Source organism: Ureibacillus endophyticus (genome assembly GCF_024159215.1).
Classification (GTDB): Bacteria; Bacillota; Bacilli; order Bacillales_A; family Planococcaceae; genus Ureibacillus; species Ureibacillus endophyticus.
This window is the reverse complement of the sequence record NZ_JAMYWW010000002.1, coordinates 1-18,927: the sequence shown is the minus strand read 5'-3', so window position 1 is coordinate 18,927 and position 18,927 is coordinate 1. Positions and strand designations below refer to the sequence as shown.

Here is an 18,927-nt window from a genome sequence, read left to right as displayed (position 1 = left end):
TTACTGGAGACGCTATTACTTTGAAGTTAGAGTCCAGTTATTGTCGAACATTAATCCTTGTATAGCAGTTGTAGTAGTAAGGATACATCTTCTTTTTGTACAATACTACCTTTTTCGAAATTTTACGAAAGTTATAGTTTTTGGAATTCTTCAAAGTAAAAGGAGACAACTCGATCCAGGTCATCTCCTTTATGGGCGAAATGGGAGCAGATCCATTTCACTCTTAACGTACTAAGTGCGATTTTTCTTTAAGGTTCAATGTTTCATTGACTGGCCAAGCATTTTGTAGAAAATCATTAAATGTTTGGATGTTTGGTTCTTCTGAGCGAACTTTTAAATTAATTGCCGAGGTAACAATTGAATCTGATACTTCTTGAAGAATGGTAATCGAGCCATTCTTTAATTCATTTTTCACGGCATTTTGACCTAAGATGGCATAGCCTATGCCGTTTAATACAGCCATCTTAATGTTTTCATCACTTCCTCCAACCATGATTGTAGACTTTGGTTGGAAGTTCGCTTCTTTAAAAAACTGTTCTACGATATGACTGAAGCTGCAGTGATGATCGTAAGAGATAAAGGTATTTTCTTCTAAAATACTTTGTAAGCTTTTTTCTTTACTTATTTTTGAAGAAACAACGAGTAGTGCTTGTTCCTCTTCTAAAAAGGTATTGTTCATATCGTAATCATTACAAGCATTTGCGATGATCGCGATATCCGCTACACCGTTTCGTACACTCTGTATCGCATGTGCGCTATTTAGTGGTAAGAGGTTAACTTTCACATCTGGATAGATTTCCATATATGTGTTTATAAGGGTTGGAAGGTGCTGTGAACAGTAGTATTCCGATGCCGCAATGGTCAGAATACCAGATGGTCCACGCAATTCTTCCATCTCTTTTTCAATCTCTTCAATAAATATAAACAAGCGGTCAACGTGGTTTTTAAGTTTTTTCCCAGCTGCTGTTAGAAGCGTGGTTTTACCAACTCTCGTTAATAACCGATGATTTAATTCTTTCTCTAAAGCTTGTAGCTGTAGAGTAATAGTAGGTTGTGTATAGCCTAACTTTTTTGCAGCTTTTGTTATGTTTAATTCTTCTGCAACCACTTGAAAAGTCTTTAAGTTTCTAAGTTCCATCCAATCACCGTTTCACTTTACTCCCGTGACATACATATGGGAAGTTTATAATAGATAATAATTTCCTCTATTATAAAACAATCCGCATGATACTGCTATTTGTACCTTGGTGTGAGATGGTTAAAGGCTTTCGTTACGATAGAGCATATTCTTTTTTCTGCTTTAGAGGGTTTGCTAATAACTTTTCTCCGAATAATGATCCCATAAGAGCGACTGCAACTTGCGCTGTCTTATTCTTTTCATCCAGGATAGGGTTTACTTCTACAAACTCTGCAGATGTAATGATTCCTGCGTCAGCTAACATCTCCATGGCAAGATGACTTTCACGGTAACTAATACCACCGATTACAGGAGTCCCTACGCCAGGGCATTCAAGGGGATCAAGTCCATCTAAATCCAGTGATAAGTGAACACCATCTGTACCTTTTAAATATTCAATGGTTTCTTCCATCACTTTCGTCATGCCTAATTTATCAATTTCATGCATTGTGTACACTTTAATTCCTAGTTCGTTGATTAGCTTCTGTTCGCCTTCATCAAGATCGCGAGCACCGATAATGACAATGTTTTCAGGTTTTACTTTAGGTGCATATTCGCCGATGTTTGTTAATGAAGGATGGCCATATCCTAAGCTAGCTGCTAGTGGCATGCCATGAATATTCCCTGATGGAGAAGTTTCCTCTGTATTTAAATCACCATGAGCATCGTACCAAATAACACCTAGATTGTTAAAGTGTTTGGATACTCCAGCTAATGTTCCAATCGCAATACTATGGTCTCCTCCAAAAATTAAAGGGAATTGTTTCTCGCTAATGATACTATCTACTTGTTTAGATAATTCCAAGCTAGCTTGTACGACCCCTTCTAAGTTTTTCAGATTATGATTCTTTGAAACTTCCTTTTCTGGAGGTGCGATTGTAATGTCACCAAGATCCGTTACAGAATGACCGATACGTTCTAGACGTTCTACAACGCCAGCGTAGCGAATAGCACTCGGCCCCATATCTACTCCTCTTCTTGATTGACCTAAATCCATTGGTACTCCTAAAATTGAAATGTCTTTTTTCATGATGTCTTTATTCATGTCCCATACCCCCACAAGTCAATATGAGAACATACTAATATTTTTTTGGTGTCTGAATCAACCTGACATGAAATTGTTATATTTATGCGTAAAATCGCTGTTTAATGATTCGAAAAAGCTACAAAATGTAGAAAATGTCGTATTTTTATACAAAAATTACTGAAAAAAAGCTAAATTATGCCTCTTTTTTAGCATTATTTAACAATAAAAATTTCTTATAGTTGATGTTTGACCAATTTTTTAAATTGTAGGAAAATTCACTCAATGTTTAAGCGAAATGGGGATGAGTTAAATGATTGAGTGGGCAACTATTCAAGAAGAGGGGTTATTAGCGCCAACCATGGCAAAGGATTTTCCTAACCTGCCAGTGGTAAAAGCAGAGGGGTTATTTTATTTCGGAGCGGATGGCAAAAAGTATTTAGATTTTACATCGGGCATTGCGACTGAAAATACGGGACATAGACATCCGAAAGTAATAAAGGCGATAAAAGACCAAGTGGACCATTTAGTACACGGTCCTATCGGCATCATTAACTATGAATCTATAACTTTACTAGCGAAAAAGTTGAAAGCTGTTTTACCAGAGCCATTAGATTGCTTTTTCTTTGGAAATAGCGGTGCTGAAGCGATTGAAGGAGCTGTGAAATTAGCTAGACATGTAACGAAACGACCATATATAGTTTCCTTCCTTGGAGGATTTCATGGGCGAACAATGGGGGCACTAAGTCTTACAACATCAAAGAGCAAATACAGAAAGAACTTACCAGTAGGTGCAAATATGACGTATCAATTACCGTATGCTCAGATAACAGAAACGCCAGAGGGTTTTAGCCATGATGAGTACTGGTCTGCACATGTGGAAGAGGATTTTGAACGATTATTTAATCACCAGGTATCGCCAGATGAGGTTGCAGCTGTTATTCTAGAACCTGTGCTAGGAGAAGGTGGTTATGTAATCCCACCAAAAGCATGGTTGCAAAAGATACGAGAAATCTGTAATCAACATGGAATTCTATTAATTTTTGATGAGGTTCAAACGGGATTTGGTCGAACAGGAGATTGGTTTGCGGCCAATCGATTCGGTGTGACGCCTGACATTATAGCGATTGCAAAAGGCATTGCGAGTGGCTTACCACTGAGCGCAACTGTTGCATCACGTGCGTTAATGGAGCAATGGACAATTGGAAGTCACAGCACAACATTTGGTGGAAATCCAGTAGCTTGTGCAGCCGCATGTGCAACCCTTGATGTTCTAAGAGAAGAAGGTTTAGTCGAAAACGCAAAAATATTAGGTGACTATGCATTAAAAAAATTAATAGATTTAAAGGAAAAACACCCTGTTATCGGCAACGTAAGAGGAATTGGCTTGATGTTAGGAATTGAAGTCATTCATCCTGAAACGAGAAAACCAAATGGTGAAGGGCTTATGAAAATTTTAGAGAAGTGTTTGGATAAGGGCGTAATCTTCTACCTAAGTGGGAATAAAGGGGAAGTAATTCGCATGATGCCTCCATTGAATGTTGATAAAGAACATCTAGATTTCGGGTTAGCTTTACTAGATGAAGCGATTACCGAGTACGAATTAGAATATTCTGGGGGTGAATAGATGGGAGCTTTAGATACTGTAGTTCTTCTTGCATACTTTGGTGTCTTAATTATTGTCGGAATAATTGGAATTAAGAAGGCGAAATCTGAAAAAGATTTTGTCCTTGCAGGTAGTCGGTTAGGATATTTTACACACGTTGGCTGTTTAGCAGCTGTCATTATTGGTGGTGCTGCAACGATGGGTACAACAACGTTAGGTTACGACTTCGGAATTTCTGGTTTTTGGTTTGTATCAATGATGGGGCTAGGGATTGCGGCTCTAGGTCTGTTTGTTGTGAATAAAATTGGCGGTTATGAGGTCTTTACCATCAGTCAATTACTTGGCAAACGTTTTGGAGAAGAAACTCAGCTCATTAGTGCGATTGTGACAGCGATTTATACGCTGATGATTGTCGTAACACAAGTAATTGGGATGGGGAACGTGATTCACGTGCTACTCGGTTGGCCAGTGGTTACATCTATGATTATTGGTGGAAGTATTGTTCTTTTCTATACGATTTTAGGTGGTATGTGGAGTATTACGTTAACGGATATTATTCAATTTGTCGTGATGACAGTCGGTGTATTCTTTATTATGTTACCGTATAGTGTGGATAGCGTTGGTGGTTTAGCCGCATTATTTACAAGTGTTCCGGAAACACATCATAGTGTCACAAATATAGGTTGGGATCGCATCTTCCAATACTTTTTACTATACTTCTTCGGTTTAATGGTTTCTCAAGACATTTGGCAACGGGTATTTACAGCTAAAAGCACAAAGGTTGCGAAAAGCAGTGCCATCTCAGCAGGGGTTTATAGTGCTTTCTATGCTATAGCGCTAAGTTTAGTCGGAATGTGTGCACTCGTATTACTTCCAAACTTAGATAGTTCTCAAACGGCATTTACGAGTCTTGCATTAGAGATTCTGCCACCAGGTTTATTAGGTTTAGTACTTGCTAGCGTATGTTCAGCACTGATGTCAAATGCATCAGGTGCAATTTTCGCTTCTGCAACCCTCATCACAAACGACCTAATCAAGGTATACGTGAAAAAGGATATGACGGATAAAGAAGTGATAAAAACATCACGACTCGTTATTCTTGGGTTAGGCGTACTAGCAATTGTGTTCTCCATGTGGATTCAAAACATTCTAGTTGCATTAGATATGGCCTATGCAATTTTATCAGGAGCAATTTTTGTTCCTCTAATTATCGGTCTGTACTGGAAGCGTGTCACAACAAAAGCCGCTTTCTATTCGATTATTGCTAGCTCCATCGTGATCTTTTCGACATTCGTAATTTATGGAATTACATCTACACTGCCAATCATTTTCGGTTTAATTACAGGAGTCATTGTCATTGTGGGTATCACACTGTTGGTTCCATCTAGTAATCTAGGACTGAACAATAAAGCGAGCAACTCATAGAATAAAATAAGACACTCCATATTCGAAAATGGAGTGTCTTTTACCTTTTAAGCTTTAATCGCTAAATTCCAATAAGCAGATTGAACTTCTTTTACCTTATTAACATAATCCTTTTGAATATCGAATAATTCATCGGTTGGAAGTTCCGTTAATGCTTTTGCGAATGGATCTTCAACATCTGTACGAATACCACTTAATTCTTCAACGATTGCTAAAGAACAGAATGGTACATAAGCAGCACTATAACCGCCTTCATGACAAGCCACAAGCTTACCACCACAGTGTTTATCCGCTAAATCTAGCATAAAACGTGTCATTTGACGGAATCCTTCTGCCGTTACCATCATTCGTGCAAGTGGGTCAAACATCCCTGGATCTTGCCCTGCAGAGATGAGGATGAGTTCTGGTTTAAATTGATCAGCAATTGGTCCAACAATTTCTTCTAATGCGTGTAGGTAGCCCGCATTTCCAGTTCCAGCAGGTAGTGGGATATTCACTGTACGGCCAAGACCATCACCTTTACCGATATCCTCTACATTTCCACGTCCAGGTGGGAAATTACGCTCTTGATGAAGAGAAATAAATAATACATTTGGATCCTCGTAGAAAGCAGACTCTGTTCCGTTACCATGATGAACATCCCAATCAAGAATCAATACTCTTTCTAGGCCAAGGACATTACGTGCGTATTTTGCAGCAATGGCAACGTTATTAAATAAACAGAAGCCCATTCCTAAATCCGCTTCCGCATGATGTCCAGGAGGACGTGTTAAAGCATACGCGTTATCCACGTCACCGTTAACGACCGCTTCAACGGCTGTAATCGCGCCACCTGCAGATAATAAGGCAATTTCGTAGGATCCTTTACCGACAAGGGCTAATTCACCTGCATCACCAAATCCAGCATCACTTAATTCTTTAACCTTATTAATATAATTCTCAGTATGATAGAACTTTATCTCATCCACTGTCGCAGCTCGTGGTTTGATTTGAGTTAATTGGTCCATTAATCCACTTACTTCAAGTAAATTTTTAAAGCGTCGTTTTGTTGCAGGATTTTCTGAATGTACATCTGTTTCAATGTAACCACCAGGCGGCATGAATAAAGCACCGTTCCCCGTATCGTGCCAGAAATACTTTTCATCACAAATAAAACCTGTTTTCTTCATATAATCCCTCCATCAATGCTGTTTGTTTACCACTAATCTAATTAAAATATATTTTTCAGCATCTTCCTATTACCTACCTGGGTGATTTTATAGAAAATTCTTAATTTTGAAGTATACTAAACTGTGAAGTAGATATAAGGAGGAAATCTATGAATAGTTACGGTTTGAAACCTGAAGAATATGAGAAAATTATTCACTTTTCAGCCCAAATTGCGTACCCAGTAGAAGATACACGGTTGCACATCCAACGAAAACTAGCTGATATGTTTGGATACGATCAAACGATTTTCTGGTATGCAGATGATCATGGAAACTTAACAGACCCTATTAATTACAAGGTGAGTGATAAAGCATTAACAGAATATCTAACGAAATATCACCATTATGACTTATTACATCCTTCTAAAAATGTACGTCTATTTCGTGAGAAAAAAGCTATTCGACTAGATGACCTAGTTCCTCCAATGGAAACGGAAAAACTTCCATTTCACTCGTATTTAAAAGAACATGGATACCATGATGAAATGGTTGTAGCACTAATCCATCAAGAAAAGATTGTCGGCGTCATTGGGATGGCGCAAAAGAAAGATTTATATAAATTTACACAAAAAGATTCCTATAAGCTTCAACTCTTATCAGATGTCATTGCATCGGTTATCCTGCATCAAGCAAAAGATAAAGGGTGTTTATTATCAAATCGTGAAATGGATGTCGTAGAACTGGTCAAAAAAGGCATGACCAACCAAGCAATCGCAAACTCCTTGCACATTTCGGTAAACACCGTAAAAAAGCACCTACAGAACATCTATGAAAAATACAACGTTCAAAATCGAACTCAGTTGGTGCAAAGAATTTAAATCTCCTAATAAATAATTAAAAGAGATAGCCACTCAAGGACTATCTCTTTTAATTATTTATTTTCATTCATAAACGATTCCACCATAAACTCAAATTGTCTTCGTTGACGATCCGTGAGCTCATTTTGTAAATAGCTATCAATTAACTTTTGTAGAATCGCATATGTTTTAGTTTCATCTATGAACGAACCAAGTAAATTAATTTGCGTATGTATTACGGTAGGCACTTTAATACTTTTGTTACTATTATTTTTGCCAATATTCGTCACAGATTTAGTTGATTTCTCAGTCTTTGGTACTTCAACATTGGATATAGGCTGCTTTGCAATATTTGCTGTGTTATTTTTAGCAATATCAGTTTGAGTTGTTTGTTTTGGTTCCGAATAACTAAAATCTGTTTGTTGTGTTTTCTTTACTGGGGCTGGGGGTGGCATTAAAGGTTTTTTCTTTTTAATCAACCCACTCATATTTACCAGCCTCCTCGAAATGCTGTAACTTTTCAAGCATTTCATCTACTACATCCATAAACACTTTATGTGCTTTCTTATCGTGTTGGTCAATATCTGTGATACCTGTAATGTCCCATGCTTTCAAACGTTCTAAATGCTTCACGACATTTTCCATTACGTTTTCATCACCAAACATTTCTTTGGCACGTTCTATAGTGGACATATCAACGCGACCACCTGGACGAAGCAGTACTGGTAGCACACCAACAACTTGTATATCTGCATCATAATTGTCTGCCATAAATTGAAGATACTTTACATAGGTTTCAGCACCCTCAAGCGATAATTCTTGTGCTTGTAAAATGATTAATACGTAATCAGCAGCCATCATAGCGTTATCGGAAAAGTCACTAATTGTAGGAGGTACATCAATGAAAATATAATCATAATCATCTCGAATTGGATCGAGTAATTTTTTTAAATATGTAACTTGATCGATTTCTTCTGTAAAATGAGAATATAAAAACTTTGGTAAATTTTTAAATGACACTTGTGCAGGAATCATATGTAAATTTTCGGTTACAGGCACAATACATTCTTTTAACGACCCATTTTTAAAACCATCAAAGATACTCGTATTAATTTCAGTTACCCCTGTCGAACGAGCAATTAATGTACTAGCATTACCTTGTGGGTCCATATCTACTATAAGAACTTTCTTATTAAGTTCAAATGCAAGTTCCCAAGACGCCATCACGGAGACTTTTGTTTTGCCTACGCCACCTTTAAAGTTACCTACTACAATTGTTATTGCCATTTTAATGCCCCCTATCTATCTATAATCTCAGATTCTATTAATAAAAGTATACTAAACAATATTCTACCTTTCAAATATCTACTTATCAAATTTCTACTTTTGCAAATAAGTTAGTTCTAATATAAGAATTTTCGGACAAAACAAAATTTGTAACAAAAATGTAATATTTCGCTAACTTTCTCACAAAAGTGGAAATACACAAATTTCTACTTTTGTGAGAAACACTAACTTAATTTCAAAAGTAGAAATTTCTACTTTTCAAAGGTGGAAATTTGTGAGGAAGTTAGGAGAAGTCTTGAGTAGCATAGTATTTCGAGAGGACCTGAATATAAAAAAAAGAAAACTTTCTCACAAAAGTGGAAATACACAAATTTCTACTTTTGCGAGAAACACTAACTTTCTCACAAAAGTAGAAATTTCCACCTACGCGAGAAAGCTAGTGGAAATCTAGCTTTTCCCATAGTTTACAAGCTTTTATTTTTATGGTTTATTAGTTTTAAATAAATTTCCAGGCAAATGAAAAAAGCCATTCCTTATAGTCTTTGGCCGGACTGGAATGACTTTACCTCGTTTGCCTAACAATCAATTGAATACTCAACTGAATGTCAGTGGCATATTGTTATAACCGTTGTGCTGGTAACACAATTGGTTATATATATCATATATGATACTGAATGACTAGATTATAACAATTTCCATTTAAATTTTCAATAAAATCTATTGAAAATTCTTTTCATGCTGCTGACATTTACCCAAAAACTATTAGAGGTGATATCAGTGGCTATTTTTGTGTCTACTAATCTACTACTAGATATTTTTAATGCTGTCCTCCATGAAGGATTAACTACATATAAACCAAAACACTCCAAAGCTTCTCTACCAGCACGTGTAAAGGCTGCTAAAGTGGATAAGCGCCATAAAAAAGGGGCTATCTTTGTTGTGCGCTCCAAAGCAGACTTTACATCTAACGGTGTAAAAGGCTATATCGTTACGTCCAAAGAAACGCTTCTAGAAGACGCTGAAGGGCTTACTCACTTCACGCCAAACGTTTACCGTGAGTTCGGTTATACTGATGAAAAGCGCACGAAAATTCGTGGATTTGAAGAGAAGAATCTTCTTCAAATCAATACTTTCGTTGTTGATATCGATACAAAACGTCACAGCGTGCAAGACATCCTTTTAGCATGCATGGATGAAAGCATCGGCACGCCTACATTAATCATAGAATCTGATCGTGGCTATCAAGTGTATTTCGTGCTTTCAGAGCCGTTATTTATCTCCAATAAACAAAACTACCGTGGCTTAACTGTCGCAAAACGCATTTCCGATAACTTAAAACGTAGCTTAAAGTCTGTGGATGCGGATATTTTCTGCAATGACTTTGGTTTCTTCCGTATTCCCAAACAAGACAACATCGTTTGGCATCAATTAGATCAAACATATACAATGGCACAATTAATCGAATGGTCCCGCCGTCAAGACGACGACATCGAGCGACCTTTATTTGTGGTGCCTTCTAACTTCACAAAGGATTCTGTTGTACACTCTGAATGGTTTACAAAGCTTATTCACGCAGTAGATATTAAAGGTGAAAAGGGTCAACTAGGGCGAAATAACGCCATGTTTACCCTTGCTTTAGTGTGCTTTTCTGAAGGATGGGAGAAAGAGCGTACGTTCAACTTTATCGATGAATACAATACAAATTTATGCTACCCTCTTTCACTAATAGAGATTGAAACGATTTTAGATTCTGCTTACTCAGGAAAATATAAAGGCGCAAGCAAACAATACATAGAGGAATTATTAGCTCAATATGTTGCTGGAGGGTCATCTGTACCAGTTCGTTTAGGATATAAAGGGGTTTGGTACAAATTCAAAAAGGAACGCAAAGATCGCGTTCGCAGTCATTATGAAGAATGGGAGCAAGATATCATTCAATACATTTCGGCTGAAAAATCAAATTCCGAAATGTTTCTTTGGCGTTCCCAAAAAGAGCTTTGTGAAGCAATCGGTATTCCACAAAGCACACTAAACGTTGTCTTAAAGAAATCTACAAGACTCTTAAAAACAACTAAAGGGAGAGGACGCTATGCGAAAACGGGTTGGACAACTATTAGCCTATTCATCCAATACATTCTAAGAAAGGCAAAAGAATTTGCTCAAAGTAAAGGTTTATACCGTATTGGTTTACAAGAAGTTGTAAACGAATGGTTCCACGAATTAGAACCGATTGCAGGCTATGATTTACTCATTGATTACTTACATAAATTAGACGTCAAGCCCCCACCAACCACCCAGGAAATTATTGAAAGGGGTATTGGTTAATTTAATACTCCACTCTGCCTAACATATTTCTAGTTACATAGAGTTTGAGTAGGTATAGCTTGCTATGGTTTAGGGTGCTATAGCAGATATATCATCGGTATTCTCAGTACTTTTAAAAGAAATATATAAATTATAAAATGATATCTAGTTGTTTATTGCATTGATTTGTAATGTAATGGTGTGTTTATTTGTATTTTTGGTAAAAAAAATGATTTTAATTTAATTACTTTATTATGAATAAGGGCGTGAAGGGCTTTAGCTCAGCCCCCCTTGGGGAACATCTCGGCCCTTGCCAGGCGGTAAAATGCATGTACGGAGTGGTGATATGGGCGTTATATCATCTGTGTAGAGTTATGTCATTTAAGTTTTTAGATTCTATGAGGTTATATACAAAGTTAGTTAGTTTAAATAGACACGATGATAGTTGTTTATGTGGGACATATGTGGTTCGTTATTGTTAGGAGTGTAAAAAAACCAGGCAATGTTCCTTTCATTACCTGGTTGTATCGTTATTTAATTTCAATGATAGTTTTCACCAACATTAATTAATATTTTCCCTTGGTAATCTCGACTTTCCATAAGTTTATGTGCTTGTGCAGTTTCACTTAGAGGGAAAATTTTTGCAATGGGAAGAGTCAATTTGTTAGAAGCAAATAACTCAATGACTTGTTTGGCTGCAGGATGTAATCGCCATGGTTGTTTTTTTCGGGTTGTTCCTAAACTAAATCCCTTAATATTTCTACAACTTGAATGAACATCACTTGTTTTAATAATACCTGCAGTTCCACCACTATTTCCAAATTGTACGAGTGTTCCATAGTCAGCTAAACATTTTAGGCTATCTGTAGTGACATTTCCAGCAACTGAGTCAAAGATTATATTTGCGCCTAGTTGATTAGTTTCTTCTAATACAACATCTGTAAAATCATCGTAAGTGCAAACTGTATCTGCACCTAATTGTTTTACATAATTTGCTTTATCAATATTCCCTACAGTCGCAATAACTTTTTGTACGCCTGCTAATTTACTTAGCTGGACAAGTGCGGATCTTACTCCACCAGCTGCACTATGGATGACAATAGTATCTGATGGTTTGATTTGACCAATTTCATGTAAAAGCATATAGGATAAAATTGAAACAGTTGGGATCGTTGCAGCAACTTTTAGTGATAAGTTCTCTGGAATTTTAAAAACTAATTGTTCATCTGCAATGACATATTCTGCGTAAGTTCCATTTTTTGGAAACGCTATAACTCTATCGCCAATTTTAAAGGTTGAATTTGTTCCAACTTTTTCGATCGTGCCTGAAATATCTAATCCTAAAATCATTGGAAAAGTACCCTTTGATTTATTACCTTTTCGTTGCTTGATATCAGCGTAATTGACACTTGTATAAGCGACTTTAATAAGTACTTCATTTTCTTTAGTAATGGTTGGTTTTTCAATATCGGTATATTGTAAAACATCTGTACTACCAAATTCATTTTGAATAATAGCTTTCATCGTTTCATCCCCCTTACTTTCAAAATTTTACCATAGATAATTCTTGAGGTAAGTTCTTTTGGATTGATGAAAGATTAAAAAAGTTAGCTTGATTCTATAAAATTATTAAAATTTTTTTATTTAGTATGTATAAAGTTTACGAGTATTGGACAGTATATTAGTAATCCCCTTAAATATATGTTTATTTGGCTGTCCATTTTGGATGGCTCTTTTTTTGTTCTTGATAAATATCTCTCTTCCTATACGAGCAAAAATTACTATTCTTAATTATAAAATTTGGAATATATACGACAGGATATAGTTAATCATTGTATATACTTATAAATTGGCATCTTTGTTATTTATTATTTTTAAATAACAAATTCACTTTAAATAAACTATTATGATTTGGATAAAAGGTTATAAAATAGCTATTCTAGGGAATTTAAATTAATTAATTTGCGTTATAAAACTATTATTATTCCTCAAGAAATTATATTGGAATATCTATTTATTTCATTGATATGGAATGTTTATTATAAAATTTGGATATTTTATAGTAAAAATACAATTCTACCTAACTAAAATGGATATTGTTTAATTATTAAAGTTCGTAATATACTTCTTGTATGGTTTTTTAGGAAACTATTTGACTGATAAAAGGAGAAATAACAAAGATGGATAATTTATTTCCAACATTAGTTTCATCGGGAGCTTTTATAGCCCTACTTAAAATAATATTAATAGATATTATTCTTTCCGGTGATAATGCTGTTGTAATTGCGATGGCAACAAGAAATTTACCAAAAGAATTGCAAAATAAAGCTATTTTATGGGGTACAGGTGGAGCTGTAATTTTACGAATTGCCTTTGCAGCAGTGATTGTGTATTTACTGCAAATCCCATTTGTCAACTTACTTGGTGGAGCTCTTCTGCTTTGGATTGCGTATAAAGTTTTGGTTGAAAGTGAAGAAGAAGCAAATATCCAGTCTCACAATAACCTATTTAAAGCTGTTCAAACAATTATTATTGCTGATGCTGTAATGAGTTTGGACAATGTAGTAGCAGTAGCAGGGGCTGCTCATGGTCATATTGGAATGATCGCTCTTGGTGTTGTTATTAGTATTCCTATCATGATTTTTGGATCAAAATTTATTGTAAAAGTTATGGAGAAGTACGCTTGGATTGCTTATGTAGGTGCTGGAATTTTGGCTTGGACTGCAACTGAGATGATTTTAAAAGACAATAGCTTAAATAATTTGATTCATATGCCACATGGAACTGTATCTTATGTTATTTTAATTGTGGTAACAGGACTTGTTCTTGCTGCGGGCTATATTAAAAATCAAAGTAAGGTTAAAGAAACTAAAGAAGTAAAACAAATAATATAATGGTTGAGGGAAAGGGTAGAATTTTTACTCTTTCCCTTTTTTATATTGAAGTTTGTGATAAGGGATTAGATATAGTAGCCTTAAAGGGATATGGGAAAATGTTACTTTCATGAAGTGGAGTGGTTTGAATGCGTTCTTTAAAGAAATTAAGAGATGGCTATATATTCTGGCATGCCAATCAATTTAAGATCCCTAATTTTGAACAAAGTCCTATTACGAGGAAAAGAATCACTTTTTCTGGCAGAGTTCAGAATGTAGGATTTCGTTTAGAGGTATTTCATCTTGCAGAGAGATTGAAGTTAATTGGTTGGGTTAGAAATTTAGAAGATGGTAGTGTAGAAGGGGAATTTCAAGGGGAAGAATTGAAAATAGACTTTTTAATTAAATGCATGAAATCTTTAAAACGTGCTTCTGTACGAAATGTATCCATCATTGAAGTACCAGTCATTGCAGATGATGAAGGTTTCTTAGTTATTAAATAGTGATAAATCAAGATTTCTAGCCATGATATAGCTGATATATCATGGTGATTTTGTGTCTTAAATCCCCTAATTAATTGTTAAATATTAGTGAATTAAACCAAGAAATAGTTCTACGAAGGTATAATGTAAACGAATACATTTTGGAGGCGATAGGTATGAAAGGTTGGCTATTTTCAGGTACAAACAAACCACTAGAATTGATTGAAAAAGAAGATCCAAAAGCGATTCCTGGTCATGTTGTAATAGATGTGAAAGCAGCTGGTTTATGTCATTCAGACGTAGCTGCATTACAAGATCCAGGTTGGATGCCACTTTTCCCAAATGGTCCTGTGATTATGGGGCATGAGTTCGCTGGGGTTGTAATTGAAGTGGGTGAAGGCGTTGAAGATTTCAAAGTTGGGGACCGTGTTGGAGTTAACCCAATGAATCGAGAAACGAAAATAACTGCTGGATACAACTATGACGGCGGATATGCAGATAAAGTACGTGTTCCTGCAGATCAATGTGTCATCATTCCAGAAGGTGTATCTTTTGTAGAAGGAGCAGCTTCTACAGATGCAGGCATTACATCGTATCGTGCCCTTTTCAGCATTGGACAAGCCAAAGAAGGTACAAAATTAGGGATTATCGGCGTAGGTGGCCTTGGTCAATTTGCATTACAAATGGCGTTAATTAAAGAGTGCGAAGTGTATGCAACAGATGTTTCTCCAGAAGCTCGTCAATTAGCGGAAGAACTTGGCGCGAAAAAAGTGTACGAAACAATTCTAGATATGAAAGAAGCAGAATGTGATGTGATTGTTGACTTTGCTGGATTTGGTCAAACAACATCAGATGCATTAGAAGCAGTAAGACCTCGAGGAACAGTTGTCATTGTGGGTATGGGTAAATTAGAGTCGAATATCAATACGTATTTAATGATTACTAAGGAAATTAAGCTTCTAGGAAGTAATGGTGGTACTGTAGAAGACTTAAAAGGCGTATATGAATGTTTCGCAACTGGCAAAATGAGTCCAAATCTTATCACAATTCCATTTGAAGAAATCGCTAACGGGTTAGAAAAACTTAAAAATCATGAAGTAAAAGGTCGTTTAGTCGCTGTATTTGAATAATTATGAAGTGGAAAAGATCATCAACTTATTTGATGGTCTTTTTTTATTGGAATATGGAATTCCCTGTTACATACAGCACAAAGTATAGTAGGACAGTGTATCGTGCTGTACTCTGACGGTATGCATGATATATGTTATGCCAAATAGAACTCAAATTTGAGTACTTTTTATCAAAATACATCGAATTTTAGTACTTTATTAAAAGTGGGACAAATTGAAGTACTTAAATTACATAGGATTCGTTAAAAATATGCCATTCAAAATTGCGAGGTTCACGACTTGAAGCATTTTATGAGGAAAATAAAAATTTCGGAGAATCTTATAATAAAAATTATAGTAAACTTTAAATTTATATCACTGTAAATACGGGATATGATAATATAGTATTATAATTTAAAATGAATCAATTTTACTAGAGAATGATTATCATTTGCGAATTTTTTAACATAAATATCTAGATAAGCATGAATAATTATGGGCACTTATTGGTGAAGTGAGTATGATTTTATTATTCTTGTATTGCAATATTGTGCGATAAGATGTATTTTTGATATATCTTTTTATTTTACACCAGTGCATTATTCTGCTAAATCTTATTTTTGTGTTCATGTTTGGTCTGGGGGGAGCGTCTATGTCGATCCAAATTTATATATTGTGCAAGTTGATCGAGGGAAATAATTACCCATATAAACTGAAAAAAGAGGTTTCACAGATAAGCTCTTTTGATTTATTAGGATATTTTTCAGAAAGTAGATTGTATTATCATTTTGAATCATTAATAAAACAGGGGCTAATTGAGCCAGTTGAAGTGGTAAAGGAAGAAAGACGCCCAGATAAACAAATGTATGCGATTACTGAAAAGGGTCGAGAAAAACTTCCCAAAAAGATTTATGCCCTTTTTGAAAAAGGTAACTCATTAACAGATTATATCCTTGGTTTTTTCTATTTACAGTATGTTGATAAATCACGAATTGTACGGATATTAGAAAGCAAACTAGATAACCTCAAGTTAAATATAGAAAAACTGAAATTAGCTCATGAGAGTCTTCAATTTGACAATGAAGGAAAACGATTGTCTGAAATTACAACGGATTTTTCTGTGAAAATAAATAATCCCTTCGGTCTTTGAATATTATTGATCAGATATGTTTATTCTTAAATTGACCGAAAAAAGCCAATAAGAAAGCAGAGCTACCTGTTGTGGGGTAACTTTGTATAAAACTTTTTGGTTTTGGTTAACCTATATTATTTGGGGTTCTTTATAAGCCTCCTTGTTTAACAACATGGAGTATATAACCCGAAGCATTCGATGTGAGATCGCAACGAGTGCTTTTTTCTTTCCTCTTCGTGCAGCGAGTGACCAATATTTGTTTGCTAGCCATCGGTTTCGACTTCTTGAAACAGCCCACGCTGCTTCACACATAGCTGATTTAATATGAGGATTTCCTTTCACAGTACGTGTACTCTTTCTTTTACCAGCACTTTCGTGATTACCCGGTGAAACGCCTGCCCATGATGCAAGATGTTGAGATGTCGGGAACTGTCCCATGTCTACTCCGATTTCTGCAATAATTACTGCGGCAGTATCTTTACTTATTCCCGGTATTGTGATTAACAATTGTAGTTCTTCTTGATAATTTTGTAGTAATTGATCTACACGTTCATCGATTTCTGAAATCAAGGTTTCTAAATATTGAATGTGTTGCCAGGATTGACGAATGAGAAAGATTTGATGCTCATTAATTGTGCCAAATAATGAATCGGTAATCCTTTGCTTTTTCGGAGCCAACTTCCCATGAATGTCTTTTTCTACATCATCTTCATCAACATAACCTTGTTCGATTAATCGATTCAATAGTCTCCGTCCCGAAACGCCAAATACATCAGAAATAACAGTACTTAGTTTTACATTTGAACTTTCTAATACCTTTTGAATTCGATTTTTTTCGGAAGTTAAATGACCAATCCACTTCTTACGAAGTCTTGTTAAATCCCTAAGTTCACGAATGTTTACAGGTGGTACAAAGCTTTTCTCAATTAAACCATGTCGTAGCAACTTCGCAATCCATTCTGCATCTGAAACATCTGTTTTTCTTCCAGGTACATTTTTAATTCGTTGAGCATTCGCTAATGTAATGTCAAAGAAATCTTCTAAGATATTAAAAACAGGTTTCCAATACACGCCCGTACTTTCCATTGCAATGTGTGTAACCTCATGAGTCTCTAACCATTTTAATAATCGAAACAAATCTTTTGTGAGTGTTGGAAATGTTTCAGTCTCCGTATACAATTCGTCCTCACGAGTTCCTTTAATAACACAAGCTACAATCGTTTCAGAATGTACATCTAAACCTGCACACTTCTCAATAAATACTTCCATTAAATCACTCCAAATTAAAATGATCACAAACAGTGAGTGAATTTGAAGATAAGCATTTTTCTGTACGTAGTCATCCTACTATCAAGTGGAGCTAACAAAGGGTTGAACACAAAACCACTCAAACAGTTTTTTATACAGGGTCAAAGCCACCAAAAAAGACCACGTCTTACATCTGTTTGTGTCATTACCATTATGAACCGAAGGTACTTATTTTCATGCTTGGGTTGGGTGTAAAAAACTCATGAAGGTTTTTTATGGACAAATTTAATGGGGAGATTGTCGCCATTCAACGTATTCTCGAATGTTGAAACAAGAAAATGAGTAGATTCATATACAAAATGGATAAGGGCTTAGAGGAAACAAGCGTATGAATAAGAAAATATCTAGTAAATCAATTACAAAAAGCAATCTAGCTTCGGCTTATTGGACTTTATATAAAGAAAATGGTGTCCAAAAAGTTACGGTAAAAGACATTACAAGTCTCGCTGGATATAATCGAAGTACCTTTTATGAGTACTTTAAAGATGTTCAGGATGTATGTATTTCGCAAGTAAAAATTGAGCCATTTATTAATTAAAAACTGAGCCACTTAAACCTGACTATTTTCCAACCATTCTTTTGTATCTAATATTCGATAAGATGGTCCTACCATATCCACCATGTAAGCTCGATGTGTAAGTCGGTCAGTTAAAGCTGCTGTTAAAACCGGATCATGGAATATTTCTTCCCAGCGATCAAATGATAAATTACTCGTAACTATGGTGGATGCTCGTCCTGCCCGAAGGGAAAGATGCGTAAATAATAACTCGGCTCCTTCTTTATCAAAGGAGATATAACCTAATTCATCAATGATCACCAGATCATATTTTTCAAACTTAAGTTCAAATGAACGTAAAGTTCTTTCAGAACGGCTCTCTTTTAATTGGTTTACTAGAGAAGATACCGTTGTAAAATACACTTTATATCCTGCCAAACAAGCTTCAATTCCTAAACCTATTGCTATATGGGTTTTACCTGTTCCAGGTGAGCCAATTAATAAGACGTTTTGTTTTTCTTGAATAAAGTCCAATTTCTTTAAATGTGGGAGGCGAGAGGCCGCATTTTGCGGTAATCTCTCAATCTCTAATTCAGTTAATAGTTTCTTTTCAGGGAAATTTGCGGATCGAATCCGATTCGCTTTTGCTCGCACTTCACGATCTTCCATTTCTTGCACTAGTGCGTGATATAAGAAATC

General features: G+C 35.6%; 17 protein-coding genes. 9 read left to right on the top strand and 8 right to left on the bottom strand.

Translation table 11 applies throughout. From position 1 onward, the window contains the following. Positions 1 to 223: 223 nt before the first annotated feature. Together NKR20_RS18415 and rocF are read right to left on the bottom strand one after the other, a co-directional pair. Complete coding sequence (locus NKR20_RS18415) at positions 224 to 1,138, bottom strand: LysR family transcriptional regulator (RefSeq protein WP_253428264.1); 915 nt, start codon at positions 1,136 to 1,138, stop codon at positions 224 to 226. A 133-nt stretch (positions 1,139 to 1,271) separates the two neighbouring features. Beyond that, positions 1,272 to 2,207, bottom strand: a complete 936-nt coding sequence (gene rocF / locus NKR20_RS18410; RefSeq protein WP_253428570.1) for an arginase — start codon at positions 2,205 to 2,207, stop codon at positions 1,272 to 1,274. A gap of 307 nt (positions 2,208 to 2,514) precedes the next feature. On the opposite strand from rocF, the gene NKR20_RS18405 reads away from it, so the two are divergent. Next, a complete protein-coding gene (locus NKR20_RS18405; RefSeq protein WP_253428262.1) occupies positions 2,515 to 3,828 on the top strand; it encodes an aspartate aminotransferase family protein in 1,314 nt (437 codons plus the stop codon). Then, entirely contained in the window at positions 3,829 to 5,232 is a 1,404-nt protein-coding gene (locus NKR20_RS18400) for a sodium:solute symporter family protein (protein ID WP_253428260.1), read from the top strand. 47 nt (positions 5,233 to 5,279) lie between these two features. Here NKR20_RS18400 and NKR20_RS18395 read toward each other — a convergent pair whose 3' ends face one another. Then, positions 5,280 to 6,401 (bottom strand): class II histone deacetylase, encoded by a 1,122-nt coding sequence (locus NKR20_RS18395; RefSeq protein WP_253428258.1) that lies wholly within the window; start codon positions 6,399 to 6,401, stop codon positions 5,280 to 5,282. Between the two features lie 149 nt (positions 6,402 to 6,550). On the opposite strand from NKR20_RS18395, the gene NKR20_RS18390 reads away from it, so the two are divergent. After that, positions 6,551 to 7,258 carry a LuxR C-terminal-related transcriptional regulator gene (locus NKR20_RS18390; RefSeq protein WP_253428256.1) on the top strand — a complete coding sequence of 236 codons (708 nt, stop codon included), beginning with the start codon at positions 6,551 to 6,553 and terminating at the stop codon, positions 7,256 to 7,258. 53 nt (positions 7,259 to 7,311) lie between these two features. Here the strand turns inward: NKR20_RS18390 and NKR20_RS18385 are convergent, their stop codons facing one another. Both NKR20_RS18385 and NKR20_RS18380 read right to left on the bottom strand, forming a co-directional pair. Then, positions 7,312 to 7,725, bottom strand: coding sequence for a hypothetical protein (locus NKR20_RS18385; protein WP_253428254.1), 414 nt, complete (start codon positions 7,723 to 7,725; stop codon positions 7,312 to 7,314). Further along, a complete protein-coding gene (locus NKR20_RS18380) occupies positions 7,709 to 8,524 on the bottom strand; it encodes an AAA family ATPase (protein ID WP_253428252.1) in 816 nt (271 codons plus the stop codon). Before NKR20_RS18380 ends, NKR20_RS18385 begins: the two co-directional genes overlap by 17 nt. Before the next feature lie 777 nt (positions 8,525 to 9,301). Here NKR20_RS18380 and NKR20_RS19565 point away from each other — a divergent pair. Next, positions 9,302 to 10,849, top strand: coding sequence for a primase C-terminal domain-containing protein (locus tag NKR20_RS19565; RefSeq protein WP_253428250.1), 1,548 nt, complete (start codon positions 9,302 to 9,304; stop codon positions 10,847 to 10,849). A gap of 519 nt (positions 10,850 to 11,368) precedes the next feature. On the opposite strand, the gene NKR20_RS18370 is transcribed toward NKR20_RS19565, so the two are convergent. Then, positions 11,369 to 12,352 (bottom strand): quinone oxidoreductase family protein, encoded by a 984-nt coding sequence (locus NKR20_RS18370; protein ID WP_253428248.1) that lies wholly within the window; start codon positions 12,350 to 12,352, stop codon positions 11,369 to 11,371. Positions 12,353 to 13,008: 656 nt separating this feature from the next. Between NKR20_RS18370 and NKR20_RS18365 the strand changes: the two genes are divergently transcribed. The 4 genes from NKR20_RS18365 to NKR20_RS18350 all read left to right on the top strand — a co-directional run bounded on the left by NKR20_RS18365 (position 13,009) and on the right by NKR20_RS18350 (position 16,442). Continuing rightward, positions 13,009 to 13,722: a TerC family protein gene (locus tag NKR20_RS18365; RefSeq protein ID WP_253428246.1), complete on the top strand. Its 714-nt coding sequence runs from the start codon at positions 13,009 to 13,011 to the stop codon at positions 13,720 to 13,722. A 128-nt stretch (positions 13,723 to 13,850) separates the two neighbouring features. After that, positions 13,851 to 14,204 (top strand): acylphosphatase, encoded by a 354-nt coding sequence (locus tag NKR20_RS18360; protein ID WP_253428244.1) that lies wholly within the window; start codon positions 13,851 to 13,853, stop codon positions 14,202 to 14,204. Positions 14,205 to 14,359: 155 nt separating this feature from the next. Further along, the gene (locus NKR20_RS18355) at positions 14,360 to 15,313 is read left to right on the top strand and encodes a zinc-binding dehydrogenase (RefSeq protein ID WP_253428242.1); all 954 of its coding nucleotides are present in this window, start codon (positions 14,360 to 14,362) and stop codon (positions 15,311 to 15,313) included. Between the two features lie 631 nt (positions 15,314 to 15,944). Beyond that, positions 15,945 to 16,442, top strand: a complete 498-nt coding sequence (locus NKR20_RS18350) for a PadR family transcriptional regulator (RefSeq protein WP_253428240.1) — start codon at positions 15,945 to 15,947, stop codon at positions 16,440 to 16,442. A gap of 111 nt (positions 16,443 to 16,553) precedes the next feature. Here NKR20_RS18350 and NKR20_RS18345 read toward each other — a convergent pair whose 3' ends face one another. Further along, positions 16,554 to 17,693, bottom strand: coding sequence for an IS110 family RNA-guided transposase (locus NKR20_RS18345; protein ID WP_253428089.1), 1,140 nt, complete (start codon positions 17,691 to 17,693; stop codon positions 16,554 to 16,556). 367 nt (positions 17,694 to 18,060) lie between these two features. Between NKR20_RS18345 and NKR20_RS18340 the strand changes: the two genes are divergently transcribed. After that, positions 18,061 to 18,270, top strand: coding sequence for a TetR/AcrR family transcriptional regulator (locus NKR20_RS18340; RefSeq protein WP_253428238.1), 210 nt, complete (start codon positions 18,061 to 18,063; stop codon positions 18,268 to 18,270). A 12-nt stretch (positions 18,271 to 18,282) separates the two neighbouring features. On the opposite strand, the gene istB is transcribed toward NKR20_RS18340, so the two are convergent. Then, a partial coding sequence (istB, locus tag NKR20_RS18335; RefSeq protein WP_253428236.1) for an IS21-like element helper ATPase IstB occupies positions 18,283 to 18,927 on the bottom strand: 645 nt, incomplete at its 5' end.

What these genes read in the sequence shown, in the direction of transcription:
- NKR20_RS18415 (WP_253428264.1), bottom strand. Translation starts at nt 1,138, where the DNA reads ATGGAACTTAGAAACTTAAAGACTTTTCAAGTGGTTGCAGAAGAATTA.
- rocF (WP_253428570.1), bottom strand. Translation starts at nt 2,207, where the DNA reads ATGAAAAAAGACATTTCAATTTTAGGAGTACCAATGGATTTAGGTCAA.
- NKR20_RS18405 (WP_253428262.1), top strand. Translation starts at nt 2,515, where the DNA reads ATGATTGAGTGGGCAACTATTCAAGAAGAGGGGTTATTAGCGCCAACC.
- NKR20_RS18400 (WP_253428260.1), top strand. Translation starts at nt 3,829, where the DNA reads ATGGGAGCTTTAGATACTGTAGTTCTTCTTGCATACTTTGGTGTCTTA.
- NKR20_RS18395 (WP_253428258.1), bottom strand. Translation starts at nt 6,401, where the DNA reads ATGAAGAAAACAGGTTTTATTTGTGATGAAAAGTATTTCTGGCACGAT.
- NKR20_RS18390 (WP_253428256.1), top strand. Translation starts at nt 6,551, where the DNA reads ATGAATAGTTACGGTTTGAAACCTGAAGAATATGAGAAAATTATTCAC.
- NKR20_RS18385 (WP_253428254.1), bottom strand. Translation starts at nt 7,725, where the DNA reads ATGAGTGGGTTGATTAAAAAGAAAAAACCTTTAATGCCACCCCCAGCC.
- NKR20_RS18380 (WP_253428252.1), bottom strand. Translation starts at nt 8,524, where the DNA reads ATGGCAATAACAATTGTAGTAGGTAACTTTAAAGGTGGCGTAGGCAAA.
- NKR20_RS18370 (WP_253428248.1), bottom strand. Translation starts at nt 12,352, where the DNA reads ATGAAAGCTATTATTCAAAATGAATTTGGTAGTACAGATGTTTTACAA.
- NKR20_RS18365 (WP_253428246.1), top strand. Translation starts at nt 13,009, where the DNA reads ATGGATAATTTATTTCCAACATTAGTTTCATCGGGAGCTTTTATAGCC.
- NKR20_RS18360 (WP_253428244.1), top strand. Translation starts at nt 13,851, where the DNA reads ATGCGTTCTTTAAAGAAATTAAGAGATGGCTATATATTCTGGCATGCC.
- NKR20_RS18355 (WP_253428242.1), top strand. Translation starts at nt 14,360, where the DNA reads ATGAAAGGTTGGCTATTTTCAGGTACAAACAAACCACTAGAATTGATT.
- NKR20_RS18350 (WP_253428240.1), top strand. Translation starts at nt 15,945, where the DNA reads ATGTCGATCCAAATTTATATATTGTGCAAGTTGATCGAGGGAAATAAT.
- NKR20_RS18345 (WP_253428089.1), bottom strand. Translation starts at nt 17,693, where the DNA reads ATGGAAGTATTTATTGAGAAGTGTGCAGGTTTAGATGTACATTCTGAA.
- NKR20_RS18340 (WP_253428238.1), top strand. Translation starts at nt 18,061, where the DNA reads ATGAATAAGAAAATATCTAGTAAATCAATTACAAAAAGCAATCTAGCT.